Source organism: Pseudanabaena sp. SR411 (assembly GCF_002251945.1).
Classification (GTDB): Bacteria; Cyanobacteriota; Cyanobacteriia; order Pseudanabaenales; family Pseudanabaenaceae; genus Pseudanabaena.
Map to the genome: position 1 here is coordinate 56150 of NZ_NDHW01000245.1, position 26059 is coordinate 82208.

At 42.7% G+C, this 26059-nt stretch carries 20 protein-coding genes and 1 pseudogene; 10 read left to right on the forward strand and 11 right to left on the reverse strand.

Features of this window, described 5'->3' with window-relative positions; genetic code table 11:
• Positions 1–182 precede the first annotated feature (182 nt).
• Positions 183–419 carry an acyl carrier protein gene (gene acpP / locus B9G53_RS25295; protein WP_094536188.1) on the forward strand — a complete coding sequence of 79 codons (237 nt, stop codon included), beginning with the start codon at positions 183–185 and terminating at the stop codon, positions 417–419.
• Between the two features lie 62 nt (positions 420–481).
• Complete coding sequence (gene fabF / locus B9G53_RS25300; protein ID WP_094536228.1) at positions 482–1735, forward strand: beta-ketoacyl-ACP synthase II; 1254 nt, start codon at positions 482–484, stop codon at positions 1733–1735.
• A gap of 214 nt (positions 1736–1949) precedes the next feature.
• Here fabF and B9G53_RS25305 read toward each other — a convergent pair whose 3' ends face one another.
• Both B9G53_RS25305 and B9G53_RS25310 read right to left on the reverse strand, forming a co-directional pair.
• Positions 1950–2315, reverse strand: a complete 366-nt coding sequence (locus B9G53_RS25305) for a Rieske 2Fe-2S domain-containing protein (protein WP_094536189.1) — start codon at positions 2313–2315, stop codon at positions 1950–1952.
• Between the two features lie 150 nt (positions 2316–2465).
• On the reverse strand, positions 2466–3866 hold the full coding sequence (locus tag B9G53_RS25310) for an ABC transporter substrate-binding protein (protein WP_094536190.1): 1401 nt from the start codon (positions 3864–3866) through the stop codon (positions 2466–2468).
• An 883-nt stretch (positions 3867–4749) separates the two neighbouring features.
• On the opposite strand from B9G53_RS25310, the gene B9G53_RS25315 reads away from it, so the two are divergent.
• The gene (locus B9G53_RS25315) at positions 4750–5283 is read left to right on the forward strand and encodes a hypothetical protein (protein ID WP_094536191.1); all 534 of its coding nucleotides are present in this window, start codon (positions 4750–4752) and stop codon (positions 5281–5283) included.
• Between the two features lie 33 nt (positions 5284–5316).
• Here the strand turns inward: B9G53_RS25315 and purD are convergent, their stop codons facing one another.
• Both purD and B9G53_RS25325 read right to left on the reverse strand, forming a co-directional pair.
• A complete protein-coding gene (gene purD / locus B9G53_RS25320; protein WP_094536192.1) occupies positions 5317–6591 on the reverse strand; it encodes a phosphoribosylamine--glycine ligase in 1275 nt (424 codons plus the stop codon).
• A gap of 344 nt (positions 6592–6935) precedes the next feature.
• Positions 6936–7571 carry a chromophore lyase CpcT/CpeT gene (locus B9G53_RS25325; RefSeq protein WP_094536193.1) on the reverse strand — a complete coding sequence of 212 codons (636 nt, stop codon included), beginning with the start codon at positions 7569–7571 and terminating at the stop codon, positions 6936–6938.
• Between the two features lie 327 nt (positions 7572–7898).
• Between B9G53_RS25325 and B9G53_RS25330 the strand changes: the two genes are divergently transcribed.
• The 4 genes from B9G53_RS25330 to B9G53_RS25345 are packed head-to-tail and all read left to right on the forward strand — an operon-like array spanning position 7899 to position 11522.
• Entirely contained in the window at positions 7899–8891 is a 993-nt protein-coding gene (locus tag B9G53_RS25330) for a fatty acid desaturase (protein WP_141211894.1), read from the forward strand.
• A gap of 12 nt (positions 8892–8903) precedes the next feature.
• A complete protein-coding gene (locus tag B9G53_RS25335) occupies positions 8904–9638 on the forward strand; it encodes an iron-containing redox enzyme family protein (RefSeq protein ID WP_094536194.1) in 735 nt (244 codons plus the stop codon).
• Positions 9628–10722: a DUF3419 family protein gene (locus tag B9G53_RS25340; RefSeq protein WP_217901676.1), complete on the forward strand. Its 1095-nt coding sequence runs from the start codon at positions 9628–9630 to the stop codon at positions 10720–10722. The genes B9G53_RS25335 and B9G53_RS25340 overlap by 11 nt, the downstream gene beginning before the upstream one ends.
• Positions 10719–11522, forward strand: a complete 804-nt coding sequence (locus tag B9G53_RS25345) for a GNAT family N-acetyltransferase (RefSeq protein ID WP_094536195.1) — start codon at positions 10719–10721, stop codon at positions 11520–11522. The genes B9G53_RS25340 and B9G53_RS25345 overlap by 4 nt, the downstream gene beginning before the upstream one ends.
• A 138-nt stretch (positions 11523–11660) precedes the next feature.
• On the opposite strand, the gene B9G53_RS25350 is transcribed toward B9G53_RS25345, so the two are convergent.
• The 5 genes from B9G53_RS25350 to sufB form a co-directional block, all read right to left on the reverse strand.
• On the reverse strand, positions 11661–13811 hold the full coding sequence (locus tag B9G53_RS25350; protein ID WP_094536196.1) for a transglycosylase SLT domain-containing protein: 2151 nt from the start codon (positions 13809–13811) through the stop codon (positions 11661–11663).
• Positions 13812–13933: 122 nt separating this feature from the next.
• Positions 13934–15334: a Fe-S cluster assembly protein SufD gene (gene sufD / locus B9G53_RS25355; RefSeq protein ID WP_094536197.1), complete on the reverse strand. Its 1401-nt coding sequence runs from the start codon at positions 15332–15334 to the stop codon at positions 13934–13936.
• Positions 15334–16116, reverse strand: a complete 783-nt coding sequence (gene sufC, locus B9G53_RS25360) for a Fe-S cluster assembly ATPase SufC (protein WP_094536198.1) — start codon at positions 16114–16116, stop codon at positions 15334–15336. Before sufC ends, sufD begins: the two co-directional genes overlap by 1 nt.
• Positions 16117–16218: 102 nt before the next feature.
• A complete protein-coding gene (locus B9G53_RS25365; RefSeq protein WP_094536199.1) occupies positions 16219–16644 on the reverse strand; it encodes a DUF29 family protein in 426 nt (141 codons plus the stop codon).
• 47 nt (positions 16645–16691) lie between these two features.
• Entirely contained in the window at positions 16692–18128 is a 1437-nt protein-coding gene (sufB, locus tag B9G53_RS25370) for a Fe-S cluster assembly protein SufB (protein ID WP_094536200.1), read from the reverse strand.
• Positions 18129–18367: 239 nt separating this feature from the next.
• On the opposite strand from sufB, the gene sufR reads away from it, so the two are divergent.
• The 3 genes and pseudogenes from sufR to B9G53_RS29215 all read left to right on the forward strand — a co-directional run.
• Positions 18368–19069 (forward strand): iron-sulfur cluster biosynthesis transcriptional regulator SufR, encoded by a 702-nt coding sequence (gene sufR / locus B9G53_RS25375; RefSeq protein ID WP_094536201.1) that lies wholly within the window; start codon positions 18368–18370, stop codon positions 19067–19069.
• Between the two features lie 76 nt (positions 19070–19145).
• Positions 19146–19382 carry a NifU family protein gene (locus B9G53_RS25380; protein ID WP_094536202.1) on the forward strand — a complete coding sequence of 79 codons (237 nt, stop codon included), beginning with the start codon at positions 19146–19148 and terminating at the stop codon, positions 19380–19382.
• A gap of 504 nt (positions 19383–19886) precedes the next feature.
• Positions 19887–20105, forward strand: a pseudogene (locus B9G53_RS29215) (hypothetical protein); the annotation flags it as partial.
• A 695-nt stretch (positions 20106–20800) separates the two neighbouring features.
• Here B9G53_RS29215 and B9G53_RS25390 read toward each other — a convergent pair.
• Positions 20801–24982 carry a response regulator gene (locus tag B9G53_RS25390; RefSeq protein WP_094536204.1) on the reverse strand — a complete coding sequence of 1394 codons (4182 nt, stop codon included), beginning with the start codon at positions 24980–24982 and terminating at the stop codon, positions 20801–20803.
• Between the two features lie 402 nt (positions 24983–25384).
• On the reverse strand, positions 25385–25999 hold the full coding sequence (locus tag B9G53_RS25395; protein WP_094536205.1) for a hypothetical protein: 615 nt from the start codon (positions 25997–25999) through the stop codon (positions 25385–25387).
• Positions 26000–26059: the final 60 nt, after the last annotated feature.

Here is a 26059-nt window from a genome sequence, read left to right on the forward strand (position 1 = left end):
TTTAGTGGTGCGTGGCTTCGCCGCGCACCACTAAATTTAAGGCAAAGCCCTAAATAGTCCTAAATATTCGCTAAAAAATTGAATTTTTCGATAGTTATTTGCGATCATGTATATACAGCTACCTTTATCCGATAAAATTAAAAACGCTAAAAAGTTTTTGGTAGTAAGCAGAGAATAAGTAAATGAGTACCTTTGAGCAAGTTCAAGAAATCGTTGCATCCCAATTAGGCGTTGATAAAGCCGAAGTTAAGCCTGAAGCTAGCTTTGCGAACGACCTTGGCGCTGACTCTCTCGATACTGTCGAATTGGTTATGGCCTTAGAAGAAAAATTCGGCGTTGAAATCCCCGACGAAGACGCAGAAAAAATTGCCACCGTGCAGAACGCCGTTGATTACATTGACAGCAAGCAAGCTGCCTAGTGAAATATGAGGGTTGGCAAGCAACCCTCATATTTCGTAAACTCTATCCAAATCATTACGAAATGCAAAACCCTCAGCCCCTCTCTCGCGTCGTTGTCACTGGACTAGGTGCAATCACACCGATCGGTAACACGGTCGAAGAATACTGGCAAGGTCTAGTTGATGGCAAAAACGGAATTACCGAAATTACGCGCTTCGATACCACCGATCATGAATGTCGAGTTGGTGGCGAAGTAAAAGATTTTGATCCTCTTGCATATGTCCCAGCCAAAGAAGCGCGACGTATGGATCGCTTTGCTCAATTTGGTGTGAGTGCCAGTATCCAAGCTTTACGCGATGCTAATCTAGAAATAACACCTCTTAATGCTCCTCAGATTGGTGTTTTACTAGGTACTGGCATTGGCGGCTTGCAAGTACTCGAAGATCAGCATGAAATTATCCGTACTAAAGGACCTAGCCGTTGTAGTCCATTTATGATTCCGATGATGATCGGTAATATGGCCGCAGGTTTGACGGCAATTCATACGGGCGCACAGGGACCAAATTCCTGCACGGTGACTGCTTGTGCGGCGGGTTCCAATGCGATCGGTGATGCATTTCGTTTAGTCCAAAGTGGCTTTGCCCAAGCGATGATCTGTGGTGGCACTGAGGCGGCAATTACACCACTCGGCTTTGCAGGTTTTGCCTCGGCAAGAGCCATGTCTCGCCGCAATGATGATCCTGCCCATGCTTCCCGTCCCTTTGATAAAGATCGCGATGGATTTGTGATGGGCGAAGGCGCAGGAATTTTGATTATCGAAAATCTCGAACATGCTCTAGCGCGTGGAGCAAAAATCTACGCCGAAATCGTAGGATATGGCTGTACCTGCGATGCTTACCATATGACCTCACCTTCCCCTAATGGCGAAGGCGCAGTCAGAGCAATGGCTCTAGCTCTTAAGGATGGTGATATTGCACCTGAGATGGTGGACTATATCAATGCTCACGGTACAAGCACTTCAGCAAATGATAGTACTGAGACTAAGGCGATCAAGAAAGTTCTGGGTGATCATGCCTATAAAGTTGCAGTAAGTTCCACTAAGTCGATGACGGGGCATTTGTTGGGTGGCTCTGGCGGCATTGAGGCTGTGGCGACAGTTTTGGCAGTGAAAAATGATATTGCACCGCCAACGATGAATCTAGAAAATCCTGATCCTGAATGCGATCTAGACTATGTGCCTAACAAGTCTCGTCCGATGACAATTAATGTGGCGACTTCTAACTCCTTTGGATTTGGTGGTCATAATGTCACTCTAGTCTTCAAAAAATATCAATAGTCTTGTTAGGACATAAAATCCAAAAAGAGAGTGGCGGCGCGAAACGCCACCACTCTCTTTTTGGGTAACGTCAGTTCTACAAAAGCGGAAAACGGGAAGAATCGCTAAGCGATTCTTCCCGTTTTCCGGCATTTGCCGCATGCTTCGCACTCCGCAAATGGCTATACGTTGAAAAAGCTGCCGTGTTTTGCACGGCAGCTTTTTTGTTTTTTTATTATGCGTCAATAAATAGATCGGAGCCTTCTTGAGTGACGGTAAAACTTTTCACATCAGTAGAAGTTTTGCCCATAGCGATCATTTTCTTGGCAACATTAGGCAGGGGAATCCCGACAAAAGATTCTACCCATTCAGTATTCTTGCCAGTACAAACTTCAAACTTTGAACCGTGGAAAGGGCAAGTAATTACACCATTTTCAAATTTGCCTTTGGCTAGAGGTAGTCCAAAGTGAGGGCATTTATTCGCGATCGCGCAATATTTATCACCAACTTTTGCAACGATGACAGATTGTCCATTGGCGCTAGTTTTCAGAACTTTATCAGAACTGACATCAGTAGCGGAGGCAATTTTGACTTTAGCCATTTGTTTTATTAAGTAATGAATTTAGTAATGTAAGACACCAAAAAACTATATCACACGCCTTATTTACCCTTGCATCAAAACGATTTTAAAAAATGGCGTCGTTAAAACCAAAGAGAATGGCGGCGCGAAGCGCCGCCATTCTCTTTGGTTTTAACGCAGTGGCACGAAGTCATAGCCAACGCCTGAGCGATCGCCTTTACTCACTTTTACTAAAATCGAAGGATTCGCCCGATCGCCCGATGGCTGAAAGGCAATTTTTCCTGCGGCTCCTTCTAGTTCAAAGGTATTACTAGATAGAGTTTGTTGTAGTCCTGCACGAGTGGCATTTTTACGCAGTCCACCTGCGATCGCTAATGTTGCATCGTAACTAGTAGCACTGCGCCAATTCACATCGCCTCCCCACAGTTTTACCGCATTACCCGCAAAGGGATTATTAGCTAAAAATTCAGGATGCCAAGGCACGGTTAGCACCATGTCGGCAATTGCCCCTTGTCCAAGTTGCAAGGTTTTGAAAGTATACAAAGTTCCATCACCTAGCAATAACAGGCGATTTCTGGCAATAACGGCAATTTCGATCCCTTTTTCGATCTTTTCGACACCCGGAGATAATAACAAGGCATCGACGCGATCGCTCAACATCTCCTCAATTACCTTGTCGGCGCTAAAGTTGGGATTAGACAGATCGCAATTTACACGGCTAATTTTTGCACCATCCGAAAATACGGCGGCAGTAAATTCTTCTTGAAGGGATTGACTGGCTTTTGCTATGGTGTTGAAGCAAATACCAATATTTTTCTTGTTTTGCTGTTTAACTACATATTGAGATAGCGCATTGGCTTGAAACCTCACACTTGGCACTGTCCGAAAAATATAGCTACCCGCACCTGAAAGCTCTTTAGCTGTACTTGTTGATGACATCATCACCAGTCCTCCCGCTTGATAGATTGGGATTGCGGCGATGGAAACCTCGCTAGAGTTATGTCCGATCACGGCGAGAATATTTTGATCTTGGACTAAGGATTGGGCAACTTTTGTCCCAACTTCAATTTTGTTGTCGTCATTAACGATCGCAATTTTTAGGGGTATGCCATTAATTCCACCCTGATTATTGATCTCACTTTGGGCTTGGGCAACACCACGCAAAATCTCTTTAGCCACATTAAGATTGCCCCCAATCGGCACACTCACCGCAATTGCTAGGGATTTTTGATCGCCAATTTTGGAATTATTTAGGTATATAACCGCTTCAGGATCACTACGCTGTTTACTGAGCGAGGCTTCCCATTTGGTAACTGCGGTGGCGTAATCTTTTTTGGCGATCGCCGCGATCGCCTGCTCCTTGTCAGGATTAATTTCGGATGTTATCAGTATTTTTTCGCCTTCACTTTTGCGTGATGCTAAGTCGAAGTTAGTATCGCTAACTGTGAGGTTGCCATTGATCGCGATCGGGGGTTGGTTTTTCGTAAAGAATAAAATACCAGCAGCAGCCAATCCACCACAGATAGCCAGGGTTAGCCCTAACACCAATACTTCTTTCTTGTTGTTTGCCATATTGCTCACAGGAAGTTAAAAAGGATATTTTCCCCTATTTTTGAGCTTACATATAGCAATCCTAAAAGGGTTGTGAGAGTGCGTCCCGAAGGGGCGCACTCTCACAACCCTTTAAATCTTACAACTCATTTAGGATCGCTATAGCAAAGCAAGAGACAACTAGGACAAATTAAAACCCAAACAAATGAAGGTGGCACTTCGCGCCGCCTTCATTTGTTTGGGTRWGGATAGGCTAGCCTATCCTTACCCAAACAAATCCGTTCCTTTGCAGGACTACCCATTTGTTTGGGTTTTGTCAGAAAATGCTAGAAAAAAAGATCAGACTTTTTCTGTTCCAATAACTTGCTTGTTAATGTCTTGATTGATGTCATCAAACATCATAATTTTTATCGTTAAAAACAAGTTTGAGATAGATGGAGAAAATGTTGTAATCCCTGAAAACCTTGCTAATAAATGTTTTTGAAGCTTTCATCTATACAATTACTCTACATAACCAGTTTAAATAAACTGTGCTAACTTAGCTGTGTCAATGGAAACAGCATACAAAACATTTTGTTTTCTACGTTGTTATCTGTATTGATTTTTTGGATTAATCTCTAAAACTTTTTAGCGAGTCTAACGGATGGGTGTTGAGAAACTGTGAGTTGAGTAAGAAATTCTAATCATTAAATTGGGAAACGAGTTAAGAAAGGTATTTGTGAATGTGTTGAGTACAAACTATTTGTTTGTTTACCTGATTATGCCTAATTAGATGGAGATTTAATTAGGAAGTTCCCACTTAACATCAAGATTTAGAATCAAAATATTATTAAAAACATTTTGACTCGCTATTTTTTAGAGAAGTTATCTAGATATAACTAATTAGTGAAATGTGAGGAAAACAATGACTATTGAAGACGCACTCAATATCGTAGATTCTGTTTTGGGGAATAAGAGCCTCAGTACCATTCAAGAGGCGATCTTTCGTCAAACATGGGAGGGTAAAACCTATTCAGAAATTGCCGAAAAAGCTGGCTATGATGCTGCTTATATTCGTGATGTTGGTTATAAACTATGGCAATTACTGTCAGAAGCTTTTGGCGATCGCGTCACTAAAAATAATTTGCAAGTGGTTTTGCGTCGTTACAGCAATCGTGCATTAAATACTAATCCTAATATTAGTAGTAATTTCCAATCTACAATTAATTCGCAAATGATTAGCACAACTGCATCACCTGTGAATTTGCCGACAGCTACAGAGTCATTTAGTCAAGAGATTAGTAATGGTGCTTCTAAGCTTTTGCAACTTCTAGCAAGGGTTTTGACTGAGCCGATTGGCGATCGCCCCATTAATCACCATTGGCAGCAAATCCATGACTCAAATACCGATTCTTCTTTAAAATTAACGATTACCGTAAATCTCAGCATGGCCGATTAAATTAAAAGCCCGCGCATAGCGCGGGCTTTTAATTTAATCGATGGCTTTACTCGCAATATCCTTGCGGTAATACATTCCGTCGTAAGCGACAAACTCAATGGCGCTATAAACATTGGTAATGGCATTCCGAATGTCATCGCCTAGGGCGGTTACTCCAAGCACTCGACCACCATTGGTTACTAGGGCATTGTTCTTGAGCTTTGTTCCTGACTGAAATACAAATGCACCTAGGTCTTCGGCTTTACCGATACCCGTAATAAACTGCCCCGTCTCTACTTTATCTGGATAGCCACCTGCTGCCATCACCACACATACGGATGACTGCTTTTTCCATTTAATAGGTGGAAAGTTAGCGAGGTTGCCTTCGATACAAGCCATCAACAAATCATCCAGATTGGTATCCAGTAATGGCAAGACTGCTTGGGTCTCAGGATCGCCCAACCGACAGTTAAACTCCACAACTTTTGGTTCACCTTCGGGAGTAATCATTAACCCCGCATAGAGACAACCACGATAATCAATACCTCTAGCATTTAAAGCGGCGATCGCAGGTTCTAACACTTGAGTCTGCACTTTTGCCATCAACTTAGGTGTAGCGATCGGCGCAGGTGCATAGGCTCCCATCCCACCTGTGTTTGGACCTGTATCACCATCACCGAGACGTTTGTGATCTTGAGCAGGACTTAAGGGGCGAATGGTTTTACCATCGGTGACCGCAAGGACAGATACTTCTTGCCCTGTCATAAATTCTTCGATGACCACGGTTTCGCCTGCAGAGCCGAACTGTCCTGCAAAAATGCGATCGAGCGCTTCAGTGGCTTCTTCGATAGTCATCGCCACGGTAACACCCTTACCACTAGCTAGACCATCCGCCTTGATCACAATTGGTGCGCCTTGTTGTTGTACATAGGCTTGAGCAGCTTCGAGACTTTGGAAAGTGGCACTGGCGGCGGTGGGAATATTCGCTTCTTGCATGAGTGTCTTTGCCCAAGACTTGCTGGCTTCAATCTTTGCCCCCTCTTGAGTTGGACCAAAAATCAATGCTTCGGCGGCTTGAAAATAATCAACAATGCCAAGTGCTAGGGGCAGTTCGGGACCAACAATGGTAAAACCAACACCTTGCACTTGGGCAAACCTTAAAATCCCCTCAAAATCATCAATGCTAAGGGAAACATTCTGGCAATTGGGCATGGTTGCCGTACCGCCATTTCCAGGGATGCAAAAGACGCGATCAATATTGGGGGATTGCAGAAGTTTCCAAGCTAAGGCGTGTTCTCTACCGCCACTGCCAACTACGAGGACTTTCAAATTACACCTTTAATACTCACACTAGTTTTGCTTTCTGATTTACAGCACTTTACGATTTGAGCAAATGCCAATAAAAGTTTGAGCAGCTTTACTAAGGGAGAAGTCTTAATGATTCGTAGGATGCGTTAGTACAACGTAACGCATTAATTGGTTATCAATTATGGGTTACGCGATCGCTAACCCATCCTACATTTAAGTCCAACAACTTATTTAAGCAAGGCTTCTAAAACATTATTTAGCTTTTAGTCAATGGCAAATTGCGATCCAGAAAGCGCCGATTGATCAGATTTTGGGAAATCATGTACTGATTGATCAGTATTTAGATGCCCAAAAAATCTAATTTATCAGGAAGCTATTATACCTTGAGGAGTAGAACCTAGGGAAATTTCGTCGCCAAAGCTGACTTTTTTGGTAAATTGAAAGGCTCCTGCGATCGAACCCCACACCCGCTCATCAGTTACGATGTCGTATCCACGATCAAGGCTGCTATAGGTGTTTTCAGTTACTTCAAACTCAATCGAGAGGTAAGTATCAACACCCTTGCGATTGATGCAGCACTTTTTCCCAGGTTCGACAGCGCCTTTAAAAGTACGCTGATCGGCGCGATACACCCATTGAGTACAGCCTTCTAATTGGGCGATCGCACTTGCATCCATCTCCTTCAGCCGATCGCGATCACGACTAGCACCAAAGAATTTTTCGGCTTCTGTGAGGCGATAGTTGATCATTTCAATGCGATCGTTTTGAAAGATCAGGTGTAATACGGCTGTGCGATAGGGATGATGTAGCTCATAGTCGTAAGCTTGTTCGAGAAATAGCCATACGCCATCCTCAGTAATTGGGTTGGGCAAGGGGCGGATACCAACGCGGATATGGGCAAAAAATGGGGGGTTGTCGATCGCCTGTTCCCAATTACTATGATCGCCTGCTAGCCATTGAGCAAGGATATATGCATCGTTGGGATGGGTAAGTACTGTCATAGATTGTTAAATTAAGATAATTAAACGAATTAAATATTAAGTAAAAGAGATGTGAATAGAGCTTAGGGTTCTGCAATTTATTAAGAAACCGATTTTTGATGGCGCGGCGAAGCCGCGCCATCAAAAATCGGTTCCTTATTTTACGGTGAAGCCCTTAGAGCAAGCACAATCAAAATAATTGATCCTGCTAATGATCCTAAAAGTGAGCCTTTGACACAAGTTAACTCTGGCATCTTTATGTTGTGAGGTGGCTTTGCCGCTTCACAACATATTGGCTCTTAGCGATCGCAATTATATATGACCTACTCTGTGGGAATCCCTAAGTCTATGAAAACACAACAATTCTCAGACAAGGACAATTTTAAACTTGAGCAAACCGCTCCCTCTGGCGAGACAACAAAGCCCAAAATCGCTCCCGAATTGCTTAAACAATTACATAGCCTCGATCAACATCCGCACCGTTTGCCCATTTTCATGGCGTTGTACATATTGTCAGCATTGGCAGCCTATGAGTTAGTACAGGCGATCGCGACACCTTGGGTATATCTCCTCTGTTTACCCTTGTATCTCTTGGCAGCAGCTTCTTTACATGGTATTAGCCTCTTTACCCATGAGGGCGTGCATGGCGTGCTCAGTCGCAATTTGCAATGGAATCGTTGGCTCAGCATTCTTTGTGCTTTACCCGTTGGACAAAATTTCTCAGCTTATAAGGTCTTACATCTCAAGCATCATCAACATTTAGGTGTAGAGGGCGATCCCGATCATTATAAAAACTATACAAAATGGAACTGGTTAACCTTTTTGATGCATTGGGGAAGATTGATTATTGGTTATCCTGTCTACATTGTCGCGATTCCGATTCTCGGATTTTACCAGGGAAATCACACCGATCGCCTATGGATTGCGATCGAAGTGGGTTTGCTGGGCTTACTAGTTACGACTGTGTTACTTTCACCTCTACCGCCAGCATTGCTAATTCATGGTTGGCTAATTCCGATGCTGTGGATTAATACGATGGTCAATATTCGCGGCATGAGTCAGCACACCCTCCTCGAACATGAAGCTGATTTAATTCGCGGAACCCGTACGATTCTGACAGTTCCCTTAGTGCGATTCTTTATGTGTAATGAGAACTATCATCTAGAACATCATCTCTATCCAGCCGTGCCTTGGTATCATTTACCACGCTTGCATCAAGAGTTGCAGTCAGATCTGCTCCAACAGGGTGCACCTTATATCCCTTCCTATTTTTCTTTTGTCCAAGACTTCTTCGCCGCAAGCATACAGCGTCGGCAAGTCGGTTCCGTTGTGATTAATTGAGTGGAGAAAAAGATGCAAACTTTAATTAGAAAGCCGATCGCTAATTCCCGAATTCGCCAATATCCTGAATTGGCTATAGCAGAATTGAGCAAATTACCATCTTTACAGTCAGCAGTCTTACAAGTAGCAAAGGTTTATGACTTTAATTCCCATCCCTATATCCTTTGGATGGAAGATTCTCTGACCGATCGCGAAGCTTTTCGGCGGAGTCAAGTTCCCTTTCGGTATGCCGTGGAGTCTTTCTCTCAGCCATTGGCGGCGGTATTAGCTAGGACAGCAACCCTAGAGTCTCGCTTACCTCTGCTCGCAAATATCACTGAAGAACATGGACATGGAGATCGCTGGCGATCGCATAAATATACGTTTCAGCAATACCTTCGCGCCTTGGGCGCAACCGATCGCGAACTAGAGGTTCCTTGCACGATGCCAGTATTAGCCTTCAACCAATCGATTTTGACCTATTGCTTAATGCAGTCGGGGGAATCAGGAGCGGCGATGCTCGGCATGATCGAGTATCTCTATGTCGGGATTAGTACGGCGATCGCTAGGACTTTGCAGAAACGTGGTTGGACGGCTGCTGGCAGTCAGTCTCACTATGCAGTGCATGAGAAGCTAGATACAGAACATGCTAGAGACTTGTTGCACTTAGCCGAAATGGGTTGGAGTAATCCACGTTCTCGTGAGCAAGTTATCCAAGGACTAGCGCTTGGCGCTCATTATTTCTGGAGTTTGTATCGTGATTTGTAACTTGAATGCTAGCCCTGTCTCAGAGATCGCTTTCTCCCAAGTGCGCGAAGATCCTCGTATTGAATTACGGGTCATCCAAGAACTAGCCAAGCATCAGCGACCACTCAGAATCTTTTTGGTGGCTTCAGGTGGTTGTACTGCCTTAAGTTTACTGACTAGCCCTGCGATCGCCAAAATCGAAGCCATAGATCTCAATCCTGCCCAACTACATCTTGTGGAATTGCGCCGACAAGCTCTATTGCATTTGTCGCTAGATGTACAATTACGATTGATAGGTGTCGATCAATCTGCTAGCGATCGCGATCGCCTTAGCATCTATGCCAACTTACGCGCCTATTTACCAAAACCCACCCAAGCATTTTGGGATGCCAGACAGGAGCAAATCGCATTTGGGGTCAATCGAGTCGGACGATTTGAACAGCTATTTCGTGGGCTTGCTGCAAAATTTGCTCAGCTTGGGATTGCGCCTTTAAAAGAACCATTAACCGCAATTCAACATCCGCAATGGCGCAATCTGTTTGAGCAGGTATTTGAACGGGAGAGACTTGTCCAAACTTTTGGTGAAGCGGCAGTTAACTATTCGATGGATCGCAGTTTTGGCGAACATTTTGCCGATGTATTTGCCCAAGCTTTACAGCGCTTTCATCCCAATCAGAATTATTTTTTAACCCAAGTCTGGGGCGATCGCTACACCAATGATCTTGCAGGCGAAGGATTGCCTCTGTATCTCCAAGACTCTGCCCAGCAGAATATTCGGGCGCTAGGCGTAGAAAGATTACAATTGCATCAGGGCGCATTTGTCGATCGCCTTCAGCAACTTGCCGAAGTAGAAGGATTCGATTTGATTCAGTTTTCTAATATTTCAGACTGGATGCCTTTGAGCGATCTCCATCAAATGCTGACGGATGCGATCGCTTGCTTGAAATCAGGAGGAGCAATTATCGGGCGGCGACTCAATGGCGATCATCATTTAGCCGCAATTATGGCGGTGCATATAGCTGTTGATCGCAAACTGAGTCAGGAATTACTGGCAAGCGATCGCTCATTTTTCTATCGTGAAGTCGTGGTAGGTTTTCGGTCATGAAGTTTCATCGTGTTGAAGTTACCGAGCGTCCTTTATTTCAAGTCGGCATTGAGGCGATTGAGCAGACTGCATTCTACCCATTGGGAAATGACTCTTTTCAACTCGATCATGGCGATAACTACTTTGCCTTTTTTGATCGCCTTGGCGATGTCAATTACTTTGTCGCTTTGGATGGCGAAAGAGTTGCCGCCGTTGGCGCAGGCATCCTTCGGCAAGTAACCGATCGTCATGGAGAACCATTGCGTTTAGCTTGGTATTTATGCGATTTAAAAGTACATCCAGACTATCAAAGACAACATCTTTCGATTAGGCTTCTGCACTATGCTTTACAGTCCTGTATGAGTAAATGCGATCGCGGCTATACGATTTCGATGAACACCAGCGATGGCAAGCCCAATCGGTTGGTACGTATTTATGAGAAGTTTAACCTTTTGCGATTCCGATGCTCATCGATATTAGGAATCTACAGCGTAGATGCGGAAGTAATGCGATCGCTGGAACCTATACTCATGAAATATCGCGGTAAGATTTCCTATCTATCGCTACAAGGAATCAAGGACTTAAAGCTTCAAAGTAATGGGAAAATGCTGCCATTGTTGCATGTGCAGTGGGGCGAAAACATGCAATTAGGGATTGAGACTCCGCGAGATGAATATACCCATATGTTTTGTGTACCTAGTGGTGATCAACTCGCGATCGCGCTTCAGTCAAAAGGCATTTTCCCCGATGCGACGGCTAGTTTGGTCAGTCATGGTATGGATCAAAGTGATTGGCGCTTTATCTTAACTAGCGATATTTGAGTAATACCCCAGCACAAAATAGCTACGCCATTTTGTGCTGGCTCATAGATGTTTCGGGGAGAACGATTTTTATGATTGTATAGCAATGTTAAACTTCGCTTAGGACATACAACCTAAAAGGTAAGCGCCATTCACCTACTAAAACTTAGAGTTAGCATTGAGATTATTAGGCTGTTCTAAAGCCATAATCTGTTGCTGGACGGAAGGAGAATACAAACGAAGATAGTTCCAATAGTTACCTAAAACCTTGGACACATAATCTCTAGTTTCGTCATAGGGAATATTATTGACGAACTCATCGGGATCACCTACCCCCCTTGCTTCCACCCATCTACCCACCGCTCCTGGCCCTGCATTGTAGCTAGCAACGGCAAGCATCGAGTTATTGCCATAGCGACCATGGGTATAGTCTAGATACCAAGTTCCAAAATTGATATTATCTTCTGGTCGATCAAGATTGTAGTTGTTCACTCCCTTTTTGCTAGCAATCCATGAGCCAGTATCTGGCATAATTTGCATCAGGCCGATCGCCCCAGAGCGAGAACGAATTTGAGCCTCAAAGCGAGATTCTTGGCGCATTAAACCGATGACTAGGGCTGGGGAAAGTTTGCGTTCATTCGCCCAGTTAGAGATCAAATCCCAATAATGAAATGGATAGAGAGAATGGATATAGGCAGGATGCTGCTTCAGTTGCACTATTTCTGCTTTTTGAGCATTGGAAACATCAATCCAATCCAGACTTTCAAGAGTTTTAATCCCAATCAAGTTATCTTGATTGGCAACCCGTAATACGCCATCAGTAAAGATTTCCTTTGGTTCCAGATTGCGCTTGCCACGCAACTCCGTTACCCACTGCGATCGCGCATCCCGATCTAGACCGAGGATATATAGCTCTTGCAGTTTAGCTGATCCCGCAGGTAAAGGCTGTCTGGCACTAGGTAAAGCGATCGCAGGTGCTACATACCTTGCTGTGGTAAAAGTACCGACATTCCAGCCGAGCGAACTTGCGGATCGCCATGCATAGTAAGAATCAGGATGTTGACGGATGGTGAATTCAAATAACGTTTTGGCTTTAGCTTTATCACCAATTTGATTAGCCCATTTACCAGCCCAGAAACTTGCTTCCGCAGTGAAGGTGCTATCAGGACTATTGGCAATTAATGCGTCAACTGTGGCGATCGCATTCTTGATTTGTCCACTTCTTGCTTGCCCCTTGGCAATGCGCCAACGCAATTCTCCCGCATCATTGCTACTACCATAGCGACTTAACAATAGATTGCGAACGTCACTGGCTGCTTTGGGACTTCCAAGTTTATCTTGTAAAATTGCAGCCTTAATCCCTAGGGCTTCCCCTGCGGTCTCAGGATAATTGGCAACAATGCGATCCGTAGCGGCGATCGCTGCTTGGGGCGAGTCAATTTGCGTAATCCGAATCAGAGCGCGAGGTGCTTGGGGACTTTTAGGAAACTGCTGAACAACGCGATTGTAAGCAGCGATCGCCGCATCAATTTGCTTGCCGCGATGGAGACTACGCGCGTAATTGTAAGCAGTGCTGGGATTGACTGTGGCGCGACTGTAAGCATTAGCAGCTTTGCCAAATTCAAAATTATTGTAATAGCCCTCAGCGATCGCCCACCATTGATCGGCTGTGAGTGATGGGGACCTCGCCACTAGACGATTTAAAATCGGCACAATCTCTTTAGAATCACTAAAATAAGTCGCCAGATGCGCCATCAGATCCACTCGATTTGGCGTTTGGGCTAGTAGACGCAATGCGACCTGTTGCGATCGGGGATGGGCAGGAAATTTTTGTAAAAGTTGTTGATTTTGTCCAAGGGCAAACATCGCTTCGGCGGCGGCAGGGCTATCAGGGAATTTAGCTAAAATTTGTTGCCAAGTTGCGGTTGCTGAAGGGAGATCGCGGAGTTGGGTTTGCGCCTGTGCGCGTTTGAGCAGAACGTAATCAGCTAAAACTGGATATTTCGTTTCCAATTTGTCAAGAGCAGCGATCGCCTCACGGGGCTTACGGTTGTTGAGATGGATATCTGCAATCACTAAACGAGCGCGAACATGATCCGTATCGGTAGAATTTTGCTGTTTGGCTTGAGTTTCTAATTTGGCAAGTCTCTGATCAATAGGTGTATAGGTTAGTGGATCAAAGGATTTGCTGTCTCGATTATTGGCGAGGCTAGCATTCAACGTCAGATCAGATTCTGAAGAGGCAGTAATTAGTGGGGCGCTAGCTCCTGCTAATGTAGCACTGAGCATAAGCACAATTGACCAACGCATTAATTTTCTCATCCCGATACGTTCTTGATGCTGAGCATCCTAACATTTTTCACAGGTTGACTTATAGCACTTTTCGTAAAAAAGAAACGACGCAAAGCATCGCTTCTTTTTTATTTTATATTTTATGCTTTGGTTTTCTCAAGCACAAAGTTACTAAGCGATCGCTGCACCGACACAATCGGAATCTGAGCGATCGCTTCCGTTGCAAAGGCATAGGTAAGCAGATTTGCTGCACTCTCTGCATCGATCGCTCGACTTTGTAAGTAGAAGATCTCCTCCGCATCAAGCTGGCTGACAGTAGCACCGTGAGCGCATTTGACATTATCTGCAAAAATCTCTAGTTGTGGCTTCGTATCCACTCGCGCCTTACCTGATAGCAGTAGATTACGGCTTAACTGCGCTGAGTCAGTTTGCTGAGCCAACTTCGCAACTTGAATTTTGCCATTAAAGACGGCATGGGAACGTCCATCAGCAATACACTTATGCAACTGCTTACTGGAACCATGAGGGTAATTATGAGCGATCACAGAATGTGTGTCTGCAAGCTGTTCCCCATCGATGAAGGCTAAACCCGTCAGCGAAGTTTCGGTCTGTTCTGCCATCTGCTGCACGATCAAGTTTTGGCGCGAAATCTTTGCACCGAGACTAATTGATTGATTTGTATAGACGCTATTTCTTGCTTGAGCGATCGCCGTTGTATTAATATGTACTGACTCATTGCCTTGCCATTGCACCTTAGTATGATTGACCTGTGCGCCTTCCGATAGCCAAACTTCCGTTACCACATTCGTGAAATAGGTCTGATTGTCTTGACCAACAAAAGTCTGTAAGAAGGTCAAATTACTATGGGTTTCCGCAATCACTAAACAACGGGGCTGGGTGATTAAGGTTGCATTTCCTGCTTGAGGAACAGATACAAATAGTAATTGAATAGGATTCTTAACCACTAAATCTTTAGGCGCGAGAATAATCGCTACATCAGCTATACAAGCAGTATTCAGGCTGGCAAAATAATCATTCGCATCAGGATGTTGGGCGAAGTGAGATCGCAACTTTGGCAAAATGCGATCGCCAAGGGTTAACAATGTCCCAACTACTAAACCTTGCTCAACACCTGTTGTATCTGAAAATTTTTCGCTATATTCCCCATTCACAAACACAAGCAGATTGCCAGAAGTTTCAGGAGCCGTATGTTTGGCAATTAAGCTCTCTACACCTGTTGAAATAGCAGATGAATTAGCAAAAGTTAGACTACCCAAAGAGGAAACATCGGTATATTTCCATTCTTCGTCTTTAGTCGTGGGAAAAGAAAGTGCTGATAGGCGATCGCTAGCTAATTGACGCAGTTCGCCCACAAACTGATTAGTATTGTGATCGATATTAGGAACACCAGATTTTAGTCCCAGAATTCGCGAGCTAAACTGGTTACTATCCACAGCCAATTTACTGCGCGTATTCACAGCACCCTTGAATTCGTGCTCTGGAATTTGATCTTCCAATGGGTCATAAACTTGAATAGACATTATGCTAACACCGCCTCTTCTTCCTTGAGCCAGTCGTAGCCCTTTTCTTCTAATTCTAGAGCCAAGTCTTTACCGCCAGTAAGAATGATCTTGCCATTTTCCATTACATGAATGAAGTCGGGAATAATGTAATTGAGCAAGCGTTGATAGTGGGTGATTACCAACGAAGAATTTTGAGGTGTTGAGAGCTTATTCACCCCACCCGCCACAATACGCAATGCATCAATATCCAGCCCCGAATCAGTCTCATCCAGAATTGCTAGCGTGGGATCAAGAATTGCCATTTGCAAGATTTCATTGCGCTTCTTTTCACCACCCGAAAATCCTTCATTGACACTACGACTCAAGAAGCTAGGATTCATTTCTACGATTTCTAACTTCTCTTGAATAAAGTCATCAAAATCGATGATATCTAGTTCTTCTAAACCCTGATGTTTTCTCAAATTGTTGTAGGACAGGCGCAAGAAATCAGAATTAGTCACCCCTGGGATTTCGAGAGGATATTGAAAGGCTAAAAATATTCCTTCTCTAGATCTAATTTCAGGTTCTAAATCTAAAAGATTTTTGCCCTTATACCAAATCTCACCACCTGTGACCGTATAGGCTGGATGTCCCGCTAATACTTTAGAGAAGGTGCTTTTGCCAGAGCCGTTGGGCCCCATAATCGCATGGACTTCACCAGCTTTAATTTCGAGATTTAGTCCTTTAAGAATCTGGACTCCATCCACTTCCGCAGTCAAATCCTTGACCGATAAAATTACTTCACTATTTTCAACAATCATCTATGTTTCTCTTAACAGTTAAATTCAATTGTAATGCTTTTCGCTCCAGATAGTTCCAGATAAATAGATAGGATTTGCTAGCATTTCCACACATTCATAGTTTCAACCCGTGGTTAATAAATGCATAGCGCGTTTCAAGATCTCCGATTGATTCACCATTTTACCAAGGGCGATCGCATCATAAGCACCACCAAAAGCCTCTAATCTGGCATTATCCAAAGCCCGATCATATGCCTCGTCGAAAATTTCTTGCAATTCGCGATCGCTTAAATAATTGCCGCCAGCCTTCCGCCGTTTGTTTGTGCGTTGGATTGAGAATATAGAATTACGAATTGATACATCCCAAGAACTAGTAGATCGCTGTTCGGCAGATTGCTTGATTAGATGTAGTAAAAGAATCACAGCATAACTTTGGATTTTATTAATCTTGTCGTCTTTGCTCATCTCTTCTAGCTCATCTATCAGCATCAGAGCAGATTGGGTATCTCCTCTCTGAATTAGCGATCGCAGTTCTATGAGTTCTTCCATAATTCTGTAATTCACAAATAAAGTTGACGCTTTGCGTCAACTTTATTTTAACCCACACTATTCTCTAACTTCAAAGCCAAGAGCTTATCTGCTTCAACTGCAAATTCCATCGGCAAAGCGTTAAATACTTCTTTACAGAAGCCGCTAATAATCATCGAAACTGCATCTTCTACCGCAATACCGCGTTGTTGGAAATAGAAGAGTTGCTCTTCGCCGATCTTAGAAGTGGATGCTTCATGCTCAACCCTTGCCGTATTATTTTGAACTTGGATATAGGGGAAAGTATTCGCCTGTGAGCAGTCTCCGATTAGCATTGAGTCACATTGAGAATAATTTCTTGCGCCTTCTGCTTTGGGTGAAATTTTGACTAACCCACGATAGCTATTCTGAGAGCCCCCTGCGGAGATACCTTTGGAAACGATTTTGCTGCGGGTATTTTTGCCAATATGGATCATCTTGGAGCCAGTATCAGCCTGTTGCTTGTTGTTTGTCAGTGCGACAGAATAGAACTCACCTACGGAATTTTCACCAACAAGGACACAACTAGGATACTTCCAAGTAATTGCCGAGCCTGTTTCCACTTGTGTCCAAGAAATTTTCGAGTTTTTGCCTTGGCACAAGCCGCGCTTGGTTACAAAGTTATAGATGCCGCCTTTGCCATTTTTATCGCCAGCGTACCAATTCTGCACGGTGGAATATTTGACTTCCGCATCATCTAGGGCAACTATTTCGACAACAGCCGCGTGAAGTTGATTAGTATCAAACATCGGCGCAGTACAGCCTTCAAGATAGCTCACATAGCTACCTTCTTCAGCAACGATGAGAGTACGCTCAAACTGTCCAGAATCGCCATTATTAATGCGGAAATAGGTGGACAGATCCATCGGGCATTTTACGCCTTTAGGGATGTAGACGAAGGAACCATCGCTAAATACGGCGGCGTTCAGTGCTGAGTAATAGTTATCAGCGATCGGGACGACGCTACCCAAATATTTCTTAATTAGCTCGGGATATTCATGCATCGCTTCCGAGATTGAGCAGAAAATTACGCCGACTTTGGCTAAATCTTTTTTAAACGTCGTCGCAACAGAAACGCTGTCAAAGATCGCATCTACGGCGACATTGGCGAGACGTTTTTGTTCGTTGAGGGAAATTCCTAATTTCTCGAAGGTGTCCAATAGTTCAGGATCAACTTCATCGAGACTAGCCTTTTTCTTGGACTGCTTAGGGGCGGAATAGTAAACGATATCCTGATAATCGATCGCAGGATATTCGACATGCGCCCATGTTGGTTCTTGCATTTTTAACCATTGGCGATACGCTTTGAGTCGAAATTCCAGCATGTATTCTGGCTCATTTTTCTTAGCCGAAATCATGCGAACGACATCTTCGCTCAGACCGCGAGGAATAGTGTCCGACTCAATGGACGTAACAAATCCGTATTTGTATGGTTGGTTGACAAGTGCTTGAACCGTTGCAGTCATGTCAGTCGAGGCTCCTGATGGTTTACTTGTAAAGTTAGTGCTTCACGCTAGCTTTACTGGATTAAAACAACTTACTTGTTTCTTTACTAATTGTAAGGTACATTAACAACATCCAAGTTGTCAAAGTCATTTTTTATAAACTTTTTTATAAACTTTGTAACCTTGCTTAAGTTTTGTCTAAGTTTTGTATGTAATGACGAAACTTTCTCAAGACCCTATTGCCCTCAGGAGCTGATTCTATGAAAACTCCCATCGGCGTTGCGGAGATGATCACGCCAGACTTAAAGCCAGACTTAAAAGGCGATGTCAAGCATGAGTCGAAACACGACACTAAGCAAGATATTTTGCAACATCTGCTTAAGCGTGGTGAAGTAACAGCCCAAGATTTAGCAGAAAGACTGGATATTAGTCCTCAAGCAATCCGTAAGCATTTAAAGGATCTCGAAACTGAGGGATTGATCTATCACACTGCTGAGCAGGTAGGTATGGGTAGACCGCAGTTTGTGTATGCTTTGACGGTAGCGGGACGCGATCGCTTTCCTGATAGCTATAATCAATTCGCCGTAAATTTCTTGGATACGCTGATCGATACTTTAGGTAAAGAGCAAGTATCTGAGGTACTGCAAAAGCAATGGCAACGCAAAGCTCAACATTATAAATCTTTACTGGGAATCGGTTCGCTCAAGCAACGGTTAGAAAAATTAGCCGAAATTCGTCGTTCTGAAGGTTATGTGACGGAGTGGTTTCCCGTAGAAGGGAAAAAACAAAGTTTTATCTTTACGGAATATAACTGTGCGATCGCCCATGTTGCCGAATCATTTCCAAGTGTGTGTGGACATGAATTAGAAATGTTTGCCACAGTGCTAGATTGTCCTGTGGAGCGGACACATTGGATGGTTGACGGTGAGCATCGTTGTGGATATTTGATTCAGAATAATTGAGAGCTAACGCTTCGCGTTAGCTCTCAATTATTCTGCTAGCATAATTATTAGTCTTGAGATAAACATAGGAAAAAATATGAGTCTGACCCTAACAAGAGATAATGTCGAAAATGTTTTAGATGAGTTGCGCCCTTATCTAATGTCTGATGGAGGCAATGTAGAACTTGTCGAAATCGAAGGTCCAATTGTGAGATTACGTTTACAAGGTGCTTGTGGTTCTTGTCCTAGCTCAGCGATGACTTTGAGAATGGGTATTGAACGCAAATTGAAGGAAGAAATTCCTGAAATTGATGAAATCGAACAGGTTTTTTAAACAAAACTAGGCTTAAGCCAATTATTGTTTAGAAAAGCATATAGGTGGCGAAAAGCTCTACCTATATGCTTTTAACAGGCTAAATATTTGGGGATTTTTAAAAATAATTCTTGTATTCTTGTGAGTTCTTAACTGATGTTACGTGGAATGTAGTTGATAAATCCTTTGTGGAATCGCGAAGCAGGGCAACCAAATGGCCATAGCAATGCAAGTTTTGCTTAGGACATAAAACCCAAATAAATAGAGGCGGCGCTTCGCCCCGCCTCTATTTATTTGGGTTTTAATTTGTCGTGGCTATTTCTTGTATTGCTATACGCTGGCTGAGCGGAGTCGAAGCCACTCTCATAGGAGGCAAATTTCTTTTTCCTACGTTTTGTATTGTAATCAATCAATTCACTCAATTCATTCAAAAATTAATTGCCAACTTATTAAAATTAATATTTATACGGAGTTGTTAAATTCGACTCAGGTAAATCAGTCCTCAAATTTAATAAGGAGAGCATCATGAGTACAGAAGTTCAAGCCGAGACAACTGCTGATTCTTTCGATCCTAACATCGTTCCCGCAGAGACCAAAGCCCGTAAAGAGCGGGAAGGAGTCAATTATAAGCATACTCCTGATAATGCAGAAGATGCTGACAGCATTCACACTGCCGATGGTTATACCGTAGATACAGAAGGGTTGATGAACAACTATGCTGTCGAACCGCCGATGTATGTAGAAGATGGTGGTACAAGTGAGGCTAATCTTCCTGTAGTTGAGAGGTTCACAATAGTTGATGTTTTTTCGACAAATATTGAAGCAGAGAATGTCGCAACGGAAATTCATAAGGCAGGGATAGGTAGAAACAAGATTTCTGTGCTGGGCAAAAATTATCATGATGCTGCTCATGGTTATGGATCGCTGAACTGGCAGGATATCGAAGCAGATGGTGGGTTGACTAAAGTTTTGAAAAGTGCAGGAATTGTTGAGTCGGAAGCCCGTAAATATGAGGCGGAAATCGCCGCAGGAAAATTTTTGGTAGTGGTAATTGGTGAAAATGCGGATGTGATTACAACTAAAGAGATTTTGATTAATACTGGTCATCGCATCAACGCTCTCCAAGAAAAAGTCTAACTTTTTCGCTATTTTGCCATTTCACATGCTTCCCCATATGAGTGAAAACTTTATGCAGGGCTTTGCGCTCAAACCTAAATCAAGAAATCCTGTAAAAATGTTGCTTTATAGCAACGCAAGAGATAGCTAGGACAAATCAAAACCAAAAAGATGAGTGGCGGCGCTTCGCGCCGCCACTCATCTTTTTGGTTTTATGTCCTAAGCAAAACTTACATTGCTATACAACACTTTTACAGGATTTCTTGTGGTTCTTTTGATCGATGATTGCTGCAAATAAAGACTGCGTATAATGCAATCTTTATTTATGAAATAAATTGTTGAATTTGTGTCAATAGGGATTGCATTCTTTCTAGTATCTCTTTCATATTTGCTTCTTTTTGATTGTGTTCAATCATCTCTAAATCATGAGCGATCGCCGCCATTGAAATAATACCTAAGTTACTAGCTGAACCCTTGATAAAATGAGCGACTCTTGAAATTGTCTGATAGTCATTTGTAGCGATCGCTTCTTCGAGTTGCTCTAAACCCTTAGATGTAGAATCGACAAAAGTTTCGAGGAGTTCAGTCTTAAATTCTTCGCTACCATCAGCAATGTCATCAATATAAGACCAGTCTATTAATGGTAATGCCTCAGAAATATTGAGATTTTGTTCTAGGAGATTGGGATGAATATCTTTAGCAATAATTTTAGAAGGGGCGATCGCATTCTGAGAGTTAATTTTTCTCTCCCATTCGGCTATTTTTTGAGCAAGATCCTCTTTGCGAATCGGTTTACTGAGATAGTCGTCCATCCCACTGGCAATGCAGCGATCTCGATCTTCTTTCATGGCATTAGCAGTCATAGCCACGATCACAATCTTATTCTTAGCTGAATCTAGCTGCCGAATAGCTGTCGTTGCTTCATAGCCATCCATTTCTGGCATTTGGCAATCCATTAAGATAATGTCATAATGGACGTGCTTGAGTAAATCGAGGACTTCTCTTCCATTCCCTGCTACATCTGCGTCATAGCCAAAGCTCCTTAACTGATGTAAAGCAACTTTTTGGTTGATTGGACTATCCTCAGCGATCAAAATTTTAAGCTTAGAAATCTTTGTAGGTATATCATCTAACCCGATGAGTGGAGCAATTGGCAGAGCTTTGCGATTAGTATCTATAGAAACTACTTCCATCAAAATATCTAGTAAACGGGATTGTTTGACTGGTTTGACAAGATAAAACTCAAATCCCATTTCTTTAACGCGGATGATTCCACCTTGTTGATTTAGCGATGTCAGCATAATTAATTTGATATCTTGCAGTGTCGGGTCAGCTTTAATCTGTGCGCCTAACATTTCGCCGTCAAGGTCGGGCATCTGCATGTCCAAAATTGCTAACTGATAGCGATCGCCTTCAGCAACGGCAGCTCGTAAAATAGCGATCGCATCAGACGCACATTGCACTGCATCGACCCGCATCTGCCAAGTCGTTAGTTGATAGGTGAGGATTTTGCAATTAGTGGCACTATCATCTACTACTAATACGCGAATATCTTTGAGATTAACTTCTCGACGAAGTGGTCGCTCGGCGATCGCTTCGGGAGATTGCTTTACAAAGGAAATTCTGAACCAAAATTGTGAACCTCTTCCTTCCTCACTATCGATGCCAATTTCACCACCCATGAGGTCGATCAATTGCTTGCAAATTGCCAAGCCTAACCCAGTGCCCCCATATTTACGGTTGGTCGAAGCATCAACTTGAGTAAATGGCTGAAACAGTTTTTTCTGGGCTGTGGGCGCTATGCCAATACCTGTATCGATCACTCTAAATTCAATCGTTGCGGTGGATTCAGTTTCTGCTTTGAGCGAAACTTTGACGATAACTTCTCCTTTTAAGGTAAATTTAATGGCATTACTGACTAGATTCGTTAATATCTGCCTAACCCGTGAAACATCTCCACGCAGATAAATCGGCACATTTTGATGAATTAGTGAGGCTAGTTCTAAACCTTTAGACTGAGCCAGCATCGCTAGTAGATCGGTTACTTCCTCAACACAAGTGTTAAGGTCAAAACTAATCTCTTCTAATTCCATTTCATTGGCTTCAAGCTTAGAAAAATCAAGAATTTCATTGATTAATGTCAGCAGATTTTCGCCACTGATTCTTACTGTTTCCACAAAATCTTTCTGTAGAGTTGAAAGCTCAGTATCCGCCAGTAAACCTGTCATTCCCAGCACAGCATTCATCGGTGTGCGGATTTCATGGCTCATGGTGGCGAGGAAAGAGCTTTTCAGCTTTGTGGCAATTTCAGCTTGATAACGAGCTTCCTCTAAGGCTAAGTTTTGTTGTGATAATTGTTCACGCCGTAATGTTTCTTGTTCTAAGAGAGTTGCTTGATAGAGCGCTATCCCTACTTGGGTTCCTAGTTCCGTTAAAAAGTCAACTTCAAAACTGCGCCAATGCCTTGTAGCGCTACATTGATGCACTATGAGCAGTCCCCACAAATTTTCCTTTTCAAGGATTGGTACTACTAAGTTCGCCTGTACTTGAAATTGCGCCATCAATTTCTTATAGCAATCTGGCATATCTGAATTCGGGATATCGTCATTGATGACTCTGCGACCTTGGCGATATTTTTCCCATAGCCCATGACGAAAACAGATATCTTTGATATCTGTCCCCAATGACGCAATCCAAGGTGGCTCAACCGACTCCACCACAACCTCTCCTTCCCACTCTCCATTAAAGCGATATGCAAGGACTCGATCTGCTTTGAGGAATCTGCGGACTTCATCAACAGTTGTACTTAAAATCTCATTTATATTTAGGGATTGGCGAATTCGTAAAGTAATTTGGGAGAAAACTAGCGATCGCCAATTCTGCAAGCGGACTTCTTCCTCGACTTGTTTGAGATCGGTGACATCCAAGCCAGTAGCAATCACAAAATCAATTTTGCCATCTGAACTTAGTAGAGATGTGGTTGACCATGAAATTAAACGACGTTCTCCATGCTTAGTTATCCAATAGTTTTCGTAGGAATTTGGTGAGTTTTGAGGAGTTGCTTTAGAAAGATTTTTACGAACTGATGGAGCATCTTCAGGTAATAAAAAAATCTTCCAAAAGCTTTGGTTATGGACTTCTTCGTAATAATAACCAGTTACCCGTTCACATTCTCGATTAAATCGGATGATTTTACCTTCTGGATCTAATACCATCACCAATGTAGCCGCTGTATCCAATACAGCAACTGTAAAATCTCGCTCTTGTTTCAGGCTATTAGCTAACTTGCGACGGATATTTACTTCGTGCCTTACAAAATAAAACAATATCGCTAGTACAACTAGAGTAAATAGAAGTGTAATTAAAGAAAGATCTACAGCATTAAAGATAGAAGCTTGACGTTTCTGTAACCACTGCATTAAGTTGTTTGTTTCTAGAGTGATCAGTTCTTCCAACTGAACTTCGGCTAAATCTAGATAGTTTTGATTATTCAGATCGCTTATTTTTTTCTGGGTCGCTCTGATGCCAGCAGTTTGATAGAGCAACAGAATTTGGCGCGAGTCACGCATTTCTTTGCTAATGTGTTGGACTAACAGAAGCAGTGTATTTTTATAGCGATCGCTCCTTTGCTGAGCGTACATATGACTACTGTTGCTTAAGGATAGCTTCTGGAGGACTTGTAAATCTTGCTCCAACTGCAAAGCTAAAACCTCATATTTTTCTAGACTATCTGGATTATTAGATAGTAGATAATTCATCATTGCAACTTTTAGCTCGCGTAAACGATTAATCGGTTGATTAATTTTTTCTAAAGTTTCGCGTTGTTGTAGAATTGCGCTGTTGATATCTCTTAAGCCACTCAGATTGACGAAAGAAATTACGCCCATACCGATGACCATTGTTGCTGCTATCCCCATCCAAAAAGCAATTTTCCTGAGAAAGTTTCCTTTTTCTTTAGGATCTTGATTGTTTTCTTTATTGTTTATGGGGACAGCTAAGCGATTGACTTCAGTTAAGCTCCGACGAGTTTCAATGATGTATGCAGTTTGACTACCTAGAGCCTTAAGTGCAGAAAGTTGCACTTGCGAGAGTTCTCTAGGCTGATAATCAATTACGCATAGGGTTCCTAGGGCATAACCTTCCACCGTTTTAATGGGAACGCCTGCATAAAAGCGAATATTTGGAGTATGGGTAACTAAGGGATTATCTGCAAATCTCTGATCCTTGAGAGTGTCAGCAACTATAAAAATCCCATCTTGAAGAATTGCATGAGCGCAAAAAGCTATTCTTCTTGGTGTTTCTGTTTCCTCAATCCCCACTTTTGATTTAAACCATTGCCGATCTTTGTCTAGTAAACTCACTAAGGCGATCGGGGTTTGACAAATATGAGCAGCCAATCGGGTGATATCATCAAAGCCTTGCTCTGATTCAGTGTCTAGGATATTGCACTGATATAGAGCGGCAACTCTTTCCAGTTCATTTGGTGGTTCTTGAGCAGAAATCATGTCAGTTTTAGTTTGGGATGTGATTTTCCCAATTAAGATTTTTCAATTAGATGTTTTTCGTTAATCCCCGTTCAACAAACTTTTATAGCGTTTTGCAAGATGCGTGCATACTCATTTGCAAAACAAAAACAATCACAGTAAAGGTTTTGACTTTTAATTTTGCTTGTGATAAAGCTAGAAGTGCATATCTAAATATAGCAATCTTCCCAATCATTTGGAAGAAAGTTGAGGGTTTTAGCACCTTGCGGTTTGATCGATAATTCCAAAATAGTGAAGGCGGCGCATCGCGCCGCCTTCACTATTTTGGGTTCTAATTAACTCAAGCCTTGTTATTAGGTGTGATAAAGCAAATAGGTGGTGCGTGACGAAGCAGCATACTACCTATTCGCTGGCAGAAGATTGCTACAGACTAATACTTAGGATCAATTTTAAAGTGTTGCCTAACCAAATCAGGGCAACCATACCGCCAAATATTGCTAAGGGTACGATCGCTAAGGTTTTCCAGATTTTGATTCCTAACGCTACGGATGCGCTCCATATTTGCCAGACGATAAACCAGATCATCACTGAAATTGCCGCGAGAATCCGAAATCGTGGCGATAGACTCAGAGCAGGAGCCATAAATAGCCAAGGTAAACTAGCAAAACCTGTTAGGGTTAGCAATTCAAGCATCCCAACATTCTTCTGAAAAATATTAGCTAATTGTTTGAGTAGAAAAGTAAAAAACAGCCAACCAATAACTCCGCTAATTACTGACCAAATAATTCTATAGATTAAAAATTGGTTGAGGCGTAAAGTTTCTAGAATATTTACTAAAGCAATGACGATCGCCGCTTGGACAAAATTAGGATTTGCCCTGAGTTGCTCAAATGTCACTTGCGGCAAAAACAGCGTCCCATAGAGCCGATCAAGAAACGTTCCCAATGTTTGCGGTGGTTGAGGCAGCGTGTCCTTGTCAGGGATACTATCTGTGGCGATCGCATTTAAATCAGCAGAATTTGGCTCAGTGGGATTCATAAAAAGCTAGTGGTGACGTTGATATAAGTCTAAATTTGCCGTGATTTTGTCTTAATCTAA